The organism is Hyalangium sp. (assembly GCF_035629615.1).
Taxonomy (GTDB): domain Bacteria; phylum Myxococcota; class Myxococcia; order Myxococcales; family Myxococcaceae; genus Hyalangium.
Genome location: NZ_DASPHO010000854.1, coordinates 1 through 13,279 on the forward strand (window position 1 = coordinate 1; position 13,279 = coordinate 13,279).

General features: G+C 68.2%; 8 protein-coding genes. 5 read left to right on the forward strand and 3 right to left on the reverse strand.

The features are described 5' to 3' along the window. The first annotated feature begins 65 nt into the window (after nucleotides 1–65). From VD972_RS42855 to VD972_RS42870, 4 genes are all read left to right on the forward strand, one after another. Nucleotides 66–611, forward strand: a complete 546-nt coding sequence (locus VD972_RS42855; protein WP_324995442.1) for a hypothetical protein — start codon at nucleotides 66–68, stop codon at nucleotides 609–611. Next, on the forward strand, nucleotides 608–2,395 hold the full coding sequence (locus tag VD972_RS42860; RefSeq protein WP_324995444.1) for an adhesin: 1,788 nt from the start codon (nucleotides 608–610) through the stop codon (nucleotides 2,393–2,395). The genes VD972_RS42855 and VD972_RS42860 overlap by 4 nt, the downstream gene beginning before the upstream one ends. Next, a complete protein-coding gene (locus VD972_RS42865) occupies nucleotides 2,380–4,203 on the forward strand; it encodes a GspE/PulE family protein (protein ID WP_324995446.1) in 1,824 nt (607 codons plus the stop codon). Before VD972_RS42860 ends, VD972_RS42865 begins: the two co-directional genes overlap by 16 nt. A gap of 242 nt (nucleotides 4,204–4,445) precedes the next feature. Next, a complete protein-coding gene (locus tag VD972_RS42870; RefSeq protein WP_324995448.1) occupies nucleotides 4,446–6,401 on the forward strand; it encodes a RiPP maturation radical SAM C-methyltransferase in 1,956 nt (651 codons plus the stop codon). Nucleotides 6,402–6,408: 7 nt separating this feature from the next. Here the strand turns inward: VD972_RS42870 and VD972_RS42875 are convergent, their stop codons facing one another. The 3 genes from VD972_RS42875 to VD972_RS42885 all read right to left on the reverse strand — a co-directional run bounded on the left by VD972_RS42875 (nucleotide 6,409) and on the right by VD972_RS42885 (nucleotide 12,445). Beyond that, nucleotides 6,409–7,944 (reverse strand): hypothetical protein, encoded by a 1,536-nt coding sequence (locus VD972_RS42875; protein ID WP_324995449.1) that lies wholly within the window; start codon nucleotides 7,942–7,944, stop codon nucleotides 6,409–6,411. Between the two features lie 71 nt (nucleotides 7,945–8,015). Then, complete coding sequence (locus VD972_RS42880) at nucleotides 8,016–10,088, reverse strand: hypothetical protein (RefSeq protein WP_324995451.1); 2,073 nt, start codon at nucleotides 10,086–10,088, stop codon at nucleotides 8,016–8,018. Further along, nucleotides 10,088–12,445, reverse strand: a complete 2,358-nt coding sequence (locus VD972_RS42885) for a bifunctional UDP-sugar hydrolase/5'-nucleotidase (RefSeq protein WP_324995453.1) — start codon at nucleotides 12,443–12,445, stop codon at nucleotides 10,088–10,090. Before VD972_RS42885 ends, VD972_RS42880 begins: the two co-directional genes overlap by 1 nt. A gap of 120 nt (nucleotides 12,446–12,565) precedes the next feature. Here VD972_RS42885 and VD972_RS42890 point away from each other — a divergent pair, with 120 nt between their 5' ends. Next, a complete protein-coding gene (locus tag VD972_RS42890; RefSeq protein WP_324995455.1) occupies nucleotides 12,566–13,237 on the forward strand; it encodes an NUDIX hydrolase in 672 nt (223 codons plus the stop codon). Nucleotides 13,238–13,279: the final 42 nt, after the last annotated feature.

The window sequence follows — 13,279 nt, forward strand, 5'->3', positions numbered from 1 at the left end:
GTCCCACTCCCGAAGGGCTCGTGGACGCCGCGGTCCGCGCCATTCACGGGTAAGCTGTGGCCGCTATGACTTCTCTCCGCCTCATGGGGCTGCTGCTCGTGCTCGGCCTGCCCACGCTCGCCCGGGGCACTTCGCTGCCGCCGCAGTCGCTCGCCGAGCTGACCGATCAGGCAGAGCGGATCGTGCTCGCGCGCGTGGTGGACCAGCGTGTCAATGTGCCGAAGGGCGACGTGAGGCAGATGACGACTATCTCCCGGCTGGAGGTGCTGGAGGAGTACCGTGGGAAGGGGCCGCGCGCGGTAGAACTCGTGCAGCTGGGTGGGCGCAGCGGGCCGTGGGAGTCTCACCTGGTGGGCGATGCGAAGCTCACCGCGGGAGAGGTGGCGTTGATGTTCCTCCGCTGCCCGGATCCCAAGGCCGTGGAGCGGTGCGTGCTGGTGGGGCAGGGGGCCGGGAAGCACACGGTGACGGCGGGAGCCGAAGGGCGGCGCGAGGTGCAGCTCACCGCCGAGGTGAAGGGCGGGCCCGTGCGGCGGCCGTTGGACGAAGTCCTTGACGAGATCCGGCGGGCGACTCCGCCCCCGGCGCAGCAGGAGAGGGGCAAGCGATGAACCGCAGGCTGCAACGGGTTGCAGTGCTGGCGATGGTGGCCTGGAGTTCCATGGCCTTCGCGCAGCCATTTGATTACCTGGGCTACAAGATGCTCAACACGCGGGACTCCCCGTTCCGCTACTACCTGGACGCGCGCGCCATCGCCCCCGCGGGGATTGCCCTCTCGGAGGTGGAGAGGGCCACCACCGCGGCGTTCCAGACATGGGAGAACGTGGCCTGCGCGTACCCGGATTTCGATTACCAGGGCTACAGCACCAGCAACTCCGCCATCGCCGACGTGCGCGACACCAGTGACGCGTTCAACGTGGCCGCCATCTGGGTCACCGCCACCAATGACCCGTACTACGCCACGGCGCTCGCGGGAGGACGGTCCTCCTCGGCCACGGTCCCGCTCACCTACGCAGGCTACCTCTACCAGTGCGACATCTTCCTCAACGCGGTGAACTTCCGGTGGACGACGCTGGCCAGCACCGATCCCCGCGAGAACTTCCTCGATCTGCAGACGGCGCTTACCCACGAGGTGGGTCACTGCCTGGGGTTCGCGGACACCGTCTTCCCCACGTCGGCGGTGATGAACCCGGACGTCCCACCGGGCACGAGCAAGCGGGTGCTCGATGCGACGGACGTGCAGCAGATCTGCGAGTTCTATCCGGAGGATGGCGCGGTGGGCTCGCCGTGCTCTCCGAGCGATCCCTGCACGAATGGCCTCTCCTGCGTCCCCTTCACCGCGCAGGATGGCACCACCGTGCTCTACCGGTACTGCACGCAGGGCTGCACCGGCACCACCAACGGAGAGTGTCCCAGCCCCTTCGCGTGTCAGCCTTCCTCGCTGGTCTCAGGGCGCACGCACGCGTGCCTGGCCGTCCCCAACCAGGCCGTCACGCAGGTGGGCAAGCCCTGCAACAACAACCCAGAGTGTGGCTCGGCCACGGGCCTGTGCCAGACGCCCGCGGGCCTGCCTTCGGGTGGAACGGCGTGGGTGGATGGCTACTGCCAGCAGCCCTGCAACGCCGGCTCCTCGGTCAACGCCTGCCCGAGCGGCTCGGTGTGCGTCGACACGGACCCGCAAGGGACCAATGATCGCTGTCTCAAGCGGTGCCGGCCCGGCACCGCGGACTGCCGCGCGGGCTACACCTGCTCGCCCCTGGCCGAGGGAGATGCGTGCGTCCCCAGCTGCTACTCGGACTCGGACTGCAACGCGCCGAGCCGCAACGACTTCTCCTGCCGCATCTGCGATCGCGTCTGCACCCCGAACAAGCAGACAGGGCTCTCGGTGGGAGATCCGTGCACCACCACTGAGCAGTGTGGCCGGGATCAGGTATGCCTCTTCATCAACAACCACCCACGGGGCATCTGCGCGCAGCCCTGCTCCACGGCGGCGTGTGGCTGCCCCACGGGGACGACCTGCAAGCAGGTGGGACAGGACCGCATGTGCATGAAGGACTGCGCCGCGGGCACCTGTGCCACCCCCGCCCAGTGCAACCCGGTGGGCTCGACGTACTCGTGCACCGCGGACTGCCGCACCCGTATGGACTGCCCGACAGGCTTCGAGTGCTACCCCCAGGGCTGCATGGATCCCAATCAGATCCCCGATGCCGGCTGCACGCTCTGCAGCGACGCCGGGCCGCCGCCGCCTCCTCCTCCTCCCGTCGATGGCGGCACGGGTGGGGGCGGGCAGCCGGGGGGGTGTGGCTGCGGCAGCGCGCCGGCCTCGGCGATGCTCCTCGCAGCGCTCTCGCTGCTGTTGGTGGCAGGGGGTCGCCGTTCGTGGCGTCGCCAGTAAACGCTCTCAGCCGCACCCAGGCGGACTTCAGCACCGCGTTCGTGCTGGAGGCGCTCGTCTCCCAGGGCCTGCTCACCGCGCAGCAGGCCCAGGAGATCCTGGCGCGTGAGCCCGCCGCCCGCGCACGCGTCCTCAAGGCGAAGGCGCAGGGTGGCTCCAAGGAGGCGGCACGCTATGACGTGTCGCCGGTGGAGATCGTCGCGGCCTTCCAGGTGCAGCTGCCAGAGGGCCGGGGCGTACTCGACGAGGATCGGGTGACGGAGGCCGCCGCTCGCGCCGCGGGCATGGGGTACCGGAAGATCGATCCGCTCAAGCTGGACATGGCGCTGGCCACGCGCACCGTGTCGCGCCCCTTCGCACAGAAGCACGCGCTGCTGCCCCTGGAGCGCACCCAGCAAGGCCGGCTCGTGGTGGCGGTGGCCAACCCGTTCGATCGCGAGCTGTTCGAGAACCTCTACCGGCTGGCGGGCCTGCCCATCGAGCCGGTGCTGGCGGCCAAGTCGGACATCCTCAAGTCCATCACGGAGATCTACGGCTTCAAGAAGACGCTGGCGCGCGCGGCGGATGACTTCGCCACCGGGCCGTCGGTCGCCAACTTCGAGCAGCTCGTGTCGCTCAGCGGCACGCAGGAGCTGGACGCGGCGGACAAGCCGGTGGTCCAGGCTGTGGACTACCTGCTGCGCTACGCGTTCGACAACCGCGCGTCGGACATCCACATCGAGCCCAAGCGGGCCCAGTCCCACGTCCGCCTGCGCATCGACGGCGTGCTGCACACCGTCTACACCCTGCCAGCCGGGGTGCACCCGCCCATCGCCTCGCGCGTGAAGATGCTCTCGCGCATGGACATCTCGGAGAAGCGCAGGCCGCAGGATGGGCGCATCAAGACGGAGCGCGAGGGGCGCGAGGTGGAGCTCCGTGTGTCCACCTTGCCCACGGCGTTCGGTGAGAAGGTCGTCATCCGCATCTTCGATCCGGACACCCTGGTGCAGGACATCGCCCAGCTGGGCTTCGAGCCGGACGAGAAGGGATCCTTCGAGTCCTGGATCGACCAGCCGCACGGGCTGATCCTGGTGACGGGGCCGACGGGCAGCGGCAAGACGACGACGCTGTACTCGGCGCTCAAAGCCGTCGCGGGGCCGGACGTGAACGTCACCACGATCGAGGATCCGATCGAGATGGTGTGGGAGGGCTTCAACCAGGTGCAGGTGCAGCCCAAGGTGGGGCTGGACTTCGCCGGGGCGCTGCGCCACATCCTGCGCCAGGATCCGGACGTCATCATGGTGGGCGAGATCCGCGATCCGGAGACGGCGGAGAACGCCATCCAGTCCGCGCTCACGGGCCACCTGGTGCTCTCCACGCTGCACACCAATGACGCGATCGGCGCGGTGTCGCGCATGAGGGATCTCGAGGTGCCGCCCTTCCTGCTGTCGCAGAGCCTGGTGGGGCTGATGGCCCAGCGCCTGCTGCGGCGCATCTGTGTCCACTGTGCGCAGGAGACCACGCTGACGCCGGACGAGCTGACGGCGCTGCTGGTGCCCCTCCCGCTGTTGCCGGGAGGCGTGAAGCTGCTCAAGGGCGTGGGGTGTGTGCGCTGTCGTGGCACGGGCTACTTCGGACGCACGGGTGTGTTCGAGATCGTCAGCATCGGGGCGGAGCTGAAGGAGCTCATCAACCGAAGTGCCCCCCACCACGAGCTGGTGGAGGCGGCCCGGAGGGCGGGGATGCGGACGCTGCGCGAGGCAGGTGTGCGCAAGCTCGCCCAAGGGCTCACCACGTTTGAAGAGGTGATGCGGATGACCGCCATCTAACCTTCGTCCAGGCCTTCTGCGCTGGAGCAGGCCCCCTCATGGCAGAGAGCACGACGGCCGATGTCTCCACTGCTGCCGGGCGACTGCGCGGCGGCCGCAGGCCAGCCCCTGCGCTGGTTCCGGCACTGACCATCGTCTCCCACCCCAGGGCCCACCGCGTGGGGAGCTGCTGCTGCTCGAGGCTCCGGGAGCCGAGTCTGTAGGCCCAAGGCATACCGCGCGATGGAGTAGAATTCGTGGGCATGAGTGCCGATGCCCAGACAGCCAGCGGCCAGAACGTCCCTGTGGTTCTGGTGAACATGCCGTTTGGTCCGCTGGCAACTCCAGCGCTCGGTCTGAGCATGCTGAAGTCGGCGCTGCGGACCGCGGGCATTTCGAGCCGGATCTTCTACTTCCACATCCTCTTCGCGAAGCAGTTCGGTGTCAGCCTGTACGAGTCCGTCGCGGGGAACTACTCGGGGGTGACGGATCTCACGGGGGACTGGCTGTTCTCGCACACGCTGTTCGAGAACAAGCCCGATGACACCCAGCGCTACGTCTCCAGCGTGCTGCGCAGGCCGCGCCTGGAGCAGGCCCTGTCGTGGGCCGCGCTGGAGGGCTACATCGCGGAGCTGCTCATGGCTCGTGTGGGAGTCTCCTCCTTCGTGGACGCGTGCGTGGAGACGCTCCTCCAGACGGGCGCGCGCATCGTCGGCTTCACGAGCGTCTACCAGCAGAACGTCGCGGCGCTCGCGGTCGCGCAGCGGCTCAAGCGCCGGCGTCCCGACATCCTCACGCTCTTCGGCGGTGCGAACTTCGAAGGCATCACGGGACAAGGGCAGTTCGAGCACTTTCCCTTCATCGACGTCGCCATCTCGGGCGAGGCGGAGCAGCGGCTCCCCTGGGTGGTCGAGCGCCTGCTGCGGGGCGAGCGGTTGGGCAAGCTGGTGGGGGTACTGGCCCGGGAGCACCTGTCCGAAGGCCCCCGCTTCACGGAGCTTGGAGACACGCAGCGCCGCGATCTGGACAGCCTGCCAGTGCCAGACTTCTCGGACTTCTTCACGCAGTGGGAAGAGGCTCGACTGGAGGGGGCTCAGAAGCCCGCGGTGCCCTTCGAGACCTCCCGGGGCTGCTGGTGGGGCCAGAAGCAGCACTGCACCTTCTGTGGCCTGAACGGCGAGTCCATGACGTACCGGAGCAAGTCTCCGCAGCGAGCCCTGACGGAGTTCACGGAGGTGACGCAGGCCCATCCAGGGCACCGGGTGACGGTCGTCGACAACATCCTGGACATGAAGTACTTCAAGACCTTCATCCAGGAGCTGGGTGCGCGCTCCAACCCCGTGGAGATCTTCTACGAGGTCAAAGCCAACCTGACCCATGAGCAGGTTCGGCTGCTGAAGGCTGCCCGAGTCCTGACGATCCAGCCCGGCATCGAGAACCTGAGCGATCAGATCCTCCGCCTCATGCGCAAGGGCGTGACGGGCATGCAGAACCTCCAGCTCATGAAGTGGTGCAAGGAGTACGGCATCACTCCGCTCTGGAACATGCTCTGGGGCTTCCCCGGAGAGGAGCCCGAGGAGTACGCGCGGTTGGCGGAGCTGTTCCCGCTGCTGACCCACCTGACGCCGCCCCTGATGGGCGTATCGATCCTCCTGGAGCGGTTCTCGCCCAACTTCAATGAAGCCCGGGCGAGGGGGTTCAAGGACGTGAGACCTGCCCCTGCCTACTTCTTCATCTATGACCTTCCGGAGGAGGCGCTCCAGAACATCGCCTACTTCTTCTCCTACCAGTACGAGGATGGGAGGGACGTCTGGGCCTATGTGAAGCCGGTGGCCCAGCGCATCAAGGAGTGGCTGGCCGAGCACGACACTTCAGCTCTCTACTCGCTGGACAAGAAGGACCACCTGCTGATCATCGATCGGCGGAAGGTGGCGCCCAGCCCCTCGGTGATCCTGCAGGGCGCGGAGCGGTGGGCGCTGCAGGCCTGCGAGGCGGTGACCACCCTCCAGGCCCTGGAGGAGCGCTACCTGGAGCAGGAGCCCGCCGCCCAAGACTGGGACGCTCTGGAGAACGTGCTGGCCAGGCTCGTCGAGGCAAAGTTGCTGATCACGGACGGCAAGCACTACCTCGGCCTGCCTGTCGCCGTCACTCAGGATCCGCTCGCCGCGCCAGTGCCCCCGCTGGAAGAGCTGGGGGCACCGATCTTCTCCGCGGCGTGACTTCGGCTCAGAAGCGCGCCTGGAGCAGCGTGTTGAAGCCCAGCGCGTGGGGCTCCTCGAAGCGCGGCTGGGCCACGCCCGTCACGTCGTCCCGGAACGTCGTCCGGTTGTTGTCGTACGTGTAATAGACCTCGCCCACCGCGGCCACCGTCTCCGAGAGATCCCACCGGAAGGTGGCCTTCGCGGACAGGATCAGCTCGGCCTCGCACACCGCGTTCGACGCGCCGCACGTCTCCGGGAGGATGCTGAGCTGGTTCACGTCCCGCACCACCACCGTGCGTGTGCCCGTCAGCCCCGGGGGCGGGTTGTTGCCACCACCTGGGAACTCGGGGCTGCGGAAGGACGCGGGCTGCTGCACGCCGAAGATGAAGCCCGGCGTGAGGTGCAGGCTCGACAGGTAGTAGTCCGCGCCGGCCGCGAGGAACACCTCCGGGTTGAGCTGCGTGCCGTCCGGGAAGTCGCGGAACGGCGGCAGGCCCGGCACCTCGAACTGGATGAAGGACAGGCTCCGGTACAGCCCCAGCAGGTGCATGCGCCAGTTGTTCCACTTCGCCCGCGCCTGGAGCGCCACCGCCGTGGCCCCCTGCGGCACCGTGCGCGCGAAGATGTCCGGATCCTCCAGCGTCTGCACCAGGTAGCTGCCCTCGAGCGCCACGGAGTAGGAGAGCCCACCCGGGTACGTCTCCGGCGCGAAGAAGCGCTGGTAGACCTCCGGATCGTTCCGGTACAGCCGGAAGTCCACGCTCGTGCCCACCGGCACGCCCACGTGGTACACGGCCTGCCCGGACACGCCTGCCGCATTCACCGGCGCGCGGATGCCCTGGTTGGCCAGGCCCGGGATGATGCCCTTCTGGAAGTAGCCACCGCCCGCCTCGAGCCGCAGCGTCTCCAGCACGTCCACGCCCGCGCCCGCCATCAGGCCGTACAGCGTCTCCTTCTCCAAGATCAGATCGTTGAGTACCAGGGACGTCTTCCCGCCCAGGTACGCGTACCACCGGTCCCGCGTCACCTGCAGCTTCGCGCCCGGCACGCCCTCCGCCGCGGCGCGGTTGGTGAAGACGCCGCTGCCGCCCCAGGAGATCCGGTACGCGTACCCCAGCCGGAAGCGATCCGCCGATACCGGGAAGCCCGTGAGCGAGATGCTCTCCCGCTCACCCCAGCCCGGCGGGGTGTAGTTGAGCCGGATGTAGCTGGAGTTGTCCCGCAGATCCACGCCGCCCGAGGGCCGCTCCAGCACGAGGATCGTCAGCGCCGCCTCGGTGGTGAGCCCCTCGAAGAACGCGGGCATCCGCTTGTAGAGCACCAGGTTCGACAGCGTCTCGAAGCCGGAGAACCGGGTGTTGAAGTTGTCGTAGAACTGGGTGTTCTGGTTGCCCGCGCCGAAGCGCGCGTTGGGGCTGTTGGGCGTCGTCTCCCCCGCGCCTGCCAGGACGTTGTCGTCCGCGAAGACAAAGGACAGGCGAGTGTCGACGAAGTCTCCGGCCCACGCGGGCGCGGAGAAGCACAACAGCCCGGTCAGGGCCAGGGTACGAAGCGTTTTCAAACTACCCTCCAAGGACGCGGCCTGTGTGGCCGCGCCTCCCAAAGCCCCTTCACCGGGGCATGCTTCTTGAGCTACGGCAGCGTCTCAGCGGGGCACGTCTTGATGGGGCGGGGGCATGCGCCCTCAGGCCCGGGGAAGCAGCAGAGATCGTCCGCGTCTCGCGGCAGGACGATCCAGCGCGGGCGGGCAGCGCTCACCTGCCGCAGGTGGCCCGTGACATTGTAGGTGGCCCCGTGCAGCAGCCGGCACTGCCGGGCGCGCTCGGCGTCCGCGTCCGTCTCGCTGCAGTCCACCTGCAGATCCGGCACCGCGTCCCGGGTGACGACGTTGATGCGGGTGCGGCTGTTGAGCGCCACGAAGCACTGGCCCCTGCCGAGGATGTCTCCGTCCGCCAGGAAGGCCACGTGCTGCTCGTTGCCCACCAGCGTGCGCTCCATCCGCGCGTTGGCGGCCAGCGGGAAGTCATCCACGGTGGCTGCCACACTCGCGTTACCGAACTTCACCCGCACCGGCGTGTCACACCACACGCGCACCTGGGCCGGGCCGTTGACGCCCGTGGTCATCGCCGTCGTCGTGGCCTTGGACTGGGTGGCGGAGACGGTGACGATCTGCGTCCGCTTGTCGAGCGAGTCATCCAGCCCCGCCGTGCGAGGCCCCGGGCCGGACAGCTCCACCACGAACTGGTTGAAGCTGTTGTACGTGGAGCGCTCGGAGCACACCTTCCCGGCAAACTCGCCCAGGCCCACGGTGCAGTCGATGTTGCACTGGCGCTCGCTCACATCCGTGTCGGCGGGATCATCCTCGGCGCAGGCGGTATACGCGGCGCCGCTGCGGCCCGGGCAGAAGAAGGGCACCTTGCCGTTGCCGTTGGCGTCGCAGTTCTTGAAGACCTCGGGGAAGCGCACCCGCCGCAGCTTCACCATTGCGGACTCGAGGCTCTCCATCTTCATGTTCGCGTAGCTGTAGCCGCACAGCGAGTCGGTGACGTAGGGCACCACCTGGTTGTCCAGGCCGCAGAGGCGCAGGTTCACCTCCGGCCCCGGCACCTGCTTCAGGTACTTCTCCCACTCGGCGGGCGGCAGCTCGCGCACCCGCTCGCGGATCACCCACGCCGGGAAGGTGAGCTGCGTGGTGGCCGCGAAGTCCTGCACAGAGCCGGAGATGGCCCAGAGCAGATCCCCCGGGTACAGGCCCTCGGGGAACGAGTAGTTGTAGATGTAGATGGAGCCGTACGTGCCGGGCAGGAAGCCGTCCGGCTCGGGCGTGCGGACGTTGGAGCCGGCACCCGTGTACTCGCGCACGCGGCACGCTGTGAGATCCGTGACGAAGAAGCCGCCGGGATCCAGCCCCGTCACCACCATGGTCACCAGCTTCCCGTCATTGGGATCCCTCAGGGACGGATCCGAAGAGCTGTACCCCGGGGGGCAGCTCTGGATGAGCGGTGCGCCGGCCTCGGGCTTGCGTCCGACCGTGAGGAACTGGCTGGCGAAGGGCGAGCCGCGGTTGTCGCTGTAGCTGTCAGGCTCCTGCACGCGCGCCAGCGTGGGCTCCTCGAAGTAGACGGGCGCCGTCAGGCCGGTGGCGTAGCTGTACGGGCCGCTGTTGGGCGGCGGCAGCTGGCTCGGGTTTCCGCCCACGCCGCCATCCGCGAAGTCCAGCTGAGGTGGCTCATGCTGCACCCACACGCGCATCTCTCCATAGAGGTGCGCCACCCGGACGGTGCCGTTGCCCTGGCCATCCGCCATCATCGTCCACCGCTTGTCGTAGGTGCCGCTGAGATCACCCGGGGCGACGCGGAAGGAGACCGGGCCGGTGAAGGTGTTGAGCGGCTCGCCCTTGGCGTTCAGCGCGGTGATGCCCAGGTCGATCTCCACCGAGCCCTTGGGGATGGAGTAGGGGCAGCTCTGCGTCCCTCGCTCCGCCGCGGGGACGGCGTTCGGGTTGTTGTCGTAGCGCGCCAGACAGGTGCCCACCAAGGTCAGCGGCGAGCGAGCCCCGTTGTCGGAGGCGATGGCCGCCAGCCCCTTCACCTCGACCTTGAAGGTGCTCACGCCGGAGGGGTTGCCGTTGTCCGGGGAGATGTTGCCATCCGCGGAGTAACAGCCTGTGGCCCCAAGGGCCGCCACGAGGAGCCAGTGTCTCATCACTTCACCCTCCGCCCGATCCGTCCATCCTCGTTCGCGTTGGCGACCGGCATGGACGTGGGGTTCTGACAGAAGCTGCGAAGCTGCGGCGTGAGCGTGCCGCAGGTGGGGTTGTTGCCCGCCAGCGCATCCCGGCAGCCACAGCGGCCAGTGAAGGGGCCAGGCGGGAGGTTGCACGCGCTCTGGAGCTGCTCGGCCGTCACGCCGCAGGCCGCGGCCGCATCGGACTTGCCCAGGGTGGCCAGGCAGGTGCAGCTGCCCACCTGCTTGGCCAGCCCGTCCTTGAACTCCTGGGCCTGGCGGCAGAAGCCGCGCATCTGATCATCCACCACCCACGTGCCGTTGATCAGCGTGCCACAGCGCTCGCCCGTCTTGGACGTCTCCCGGCCGGCGTTGATGTCATCGCAGGTGCAGGCGCCCTGCATGTAGCCGATGAGCGAGTCTCGCAGGGAGATGCCCGTCTCGATGCGCGTGGTGTTGCGCTTGAGCACCCGGAAGCCCGAGCCACCCTTGGCGATGTAGTCGTTGACGGCGATGCGGTAGGTGCCGTTGGGATCCAGCGGCTTGCCGTTGATCTGGATGTCGGTGGCCGGGTGAGCCCAGCAGCGCGCCCCTTCCACGTCCTCCAGACACTGAAAGGGGGCGTGGCCCTCGCGGTTGTCCTTGGGGCACCACTTCTCCGCGCCGCCGTCCAGCGGATCGCAGAAGATGCGCAGATCGTTGATCTGCACCTGGGCGCAGTCCATGGTGAAGCGCGCGCCGGAGACCTGCGCCTGGCTGACGCAGCCGCGCTCGGCGGAGCGCTCGGCGACGAAGTCGAACATCTCCTGCATCTCCACGCCGGACAGGTACATGATGTTGATCGTGTTCTCGAAGGGGAACACGTTGAACATGGCCTCCTGCGTCACCACGCCCGAGTAGAGATTGTCGCGGATGCCCAGCGAGTTGGTGATGGCCATCTCCGCCTCGACGCGGCGGCGCTTGCGCATGGAGTCCGCCGCGACGTTGCCCAGGGGAGAGTCTCCGCCCGTGGAGTTGTTGCGGCGGGCGACATCTTGCGGCGCGTACGAGAAGATGGAGGTGAGCTGGAGGTTGAAGTCCATGCCCAGGATGTAGTTCTGGAGCAGATCCGTGGTCCGCCGGTCCTCTTGATCGCGGCACGCCTCGATGGCGCGGCGGACCTGGGGCTGGATGGCGAACTGGCCCGGATCCCAGAAGTTCTGCTTGTAGTAGGCGCGCATGGCGTCGTCACACCAGAGCGCGTCCAGCGGGAAGGCGCGGTAGTCGTGGCTGACGAGCTCCGCGCCGTCCGCCTGGGGCTCCTCCGGCACCTTCACCACCATCTCCAGGCGCCCCACGTACTTGGCGAACGCGCCGGAGTGGACCAGCAGCACCTTGCGGCCGCTCGGGTCCGTGATGCTCTGCGGCGGGTTGAGCACCACGTGCAGGTGGCCGCCGAGGATCAGATCGATGCCGGACACGCCGGGGATCTGCACGCGGACCACGGACTTGGGGTTGCCCTCCTCGCCGGACCACTCGAGGATCTGCCACGGGTTGTGCTCCCGCTCGATGAAGGGCCTGGCGCGCTCGTACTCGTAATAGGCCTCGTAGCCGAGCACCACCTGCTGATCCTCGTGGAGGCCCAGGTGGCTGACGAGGACGATCAGATCCGTCACCGGACGCAGCAGATCCACGTAGGCGCGCGCCGCCTCGTTCTGCTCCAGCGGCGTGACCTGCAGGGAGTTGCCGCCCTCTACGATCGAGTTGAGCGAGGAGAGGTTGGCCATGCCGATCACGCCGACCCGCAGGCCCTTCAGCACGCGGATGGTGTAGGGCGTGGCGACCTGCGCGGCGCCCGCGTTGCTGCTGTCGGCGGGCACGTCCCAGGCGTAGTTGGCCGCCATCAGCGGGAAGGTGGCGAAGTCGCGTGCCTTCTGGACGAAGTTGGCCAGGCCCGCGTCGAACTCGTGGTTGCCGATCACCGCGCCGTCCAGCCGGACGTTGGACAGGAAGCGGAACTCCACCTCGCCGTTGTTCTGGTTGAAGATGGGCGCACCCTGGAAGCAGTCCCCCGAGTCCAGGTGCAGGATGCGATCGGACTTCGCGCGCTCTCGCTTGAGGAGCGCGGCGATGCGCGTGGCGCCTCCGAAGGGGCCCGCCTCGGGGATCAGCCCCAGATCCGTGTCCGTCTTCAACGGCGCGAAGTCATAGGGAATGAGCCGGGAGTGGATGTCCGAGGTATGAAGGATGGAGAGGCGAACCTCCTGTCCGGCGAGGTTGTATTCCTCGCCTTCCAGCACCGGCATGCACGAGGCAGAGACCAGGGCGCAGAGGAGGCCGATCAGGGCACGACGCATCAGGTGGGTCCGGGGGGCTCGAGTGAAGGGGACTCAGCAGGAGACGCCGCAAGGTACGGGATCAGGGAAGCACGGGCAAGCGACGCAGGAATGGAGAACCCACCCGCCAGGGAGGCAGGCATGCCGTCCAACCAGACGACCGTGACGGATATCGAGATCATCGAGGATTTCTCGTCTACGGCCCGCTGTGACGAAGGTTTTCTGAGGCTCCGGCGGCTGCGGTGCCGGAACCGGCGAGAGGACGGCTCCGTCTCGCCCGTGTATCGCGTGGACGTGGTGGACCGGCCGCGGCTGGATGCGGTGGCGGTGCTCGTCTATCGCCGCGGTGCGTCGGGGCTGGAGGTGCTCACGCGCAAGAACCTCCGGCCCGCGGCCTACTTCCGCAAGGGCAAGGAGATGGTGGTGCCGGATCCGGTGAGCTACCTGCTCGTGGAGGAGCTCGTCGCGGGGGTGATGGAGCTGGAGGACAAGGGCGAGGAGGGCCTGCGGCGCCGAGCGGTGGAGGAGGTGCGCGAGGAGGCGGGCTATGAGGTGCGGCCCGAGGAGATCCGCCTGCTGGGTGGGGGCTTCTTCGTCGCGCCGGGCATCCTGTCGGAGAAGGTGTTCCCCACGGCGGTGGACGTGACGGGCAAGGAGGCCCGGGAGCCGGAGGGAGACGGCTCGCCACTGGAGGAGGGGACGCGGCTTCAGTGGCGCCCACTGCCCGAGGTGCTCGCTGCGTGCCGGCGCGGCGAGGTGCCAGATGCCAAGCTGGAGATCGCCATCACCCGCCTGCTGGCCGAGCAGCCGTAGCCACACTGGCCGGGTTGGCCGGAGTGAGGGGACCGGGTAGGG

Coding starts and splice junctions, on each gene's coding strand:
- VD972_RS42855 (WP_324995442.1), top strand. CDS start 66: ATGACTTCTCTCCGCCTCATGGGGCTGCTGCTCGTGCTCGGCCTGCCC.
- VD972_RS42860 (WP_324995444.1), top strand. CDS start 608: ATGAACCGCAGGCTGCAACGGGTTGCAGTGCTGGCGATGGTGGCCTGG.
- VD972_RS42870 (WP_324995448.1), top strand. CDS start 4,446: ATGAGTGCCGATGCCCAGACAGCCAGCGGCCAGAACGTCCCTGTGGTT.
- VD972_RS42880 (WP_324995451.1), bottom strand. CDS start 10,088: ATGAGACACTGGCTCCTCGTGGCGGCCCTTGGGGCCACAGGCTGTTAC.
- VD972_RS42885 (WP_324995453.1), bottom strand. CDS start 12,445: ATGCGTCGTGCCCTGATCGGCCTCCTCTGCGCCCTGGTCTCTGCCTCG.
- VD972_RS42890 (WP_324995455.1), top strand. CDS start 12,566: ATGCCGTCCAACCAGACGACCGTGACGGATATCGAGATCATCGAGGAT.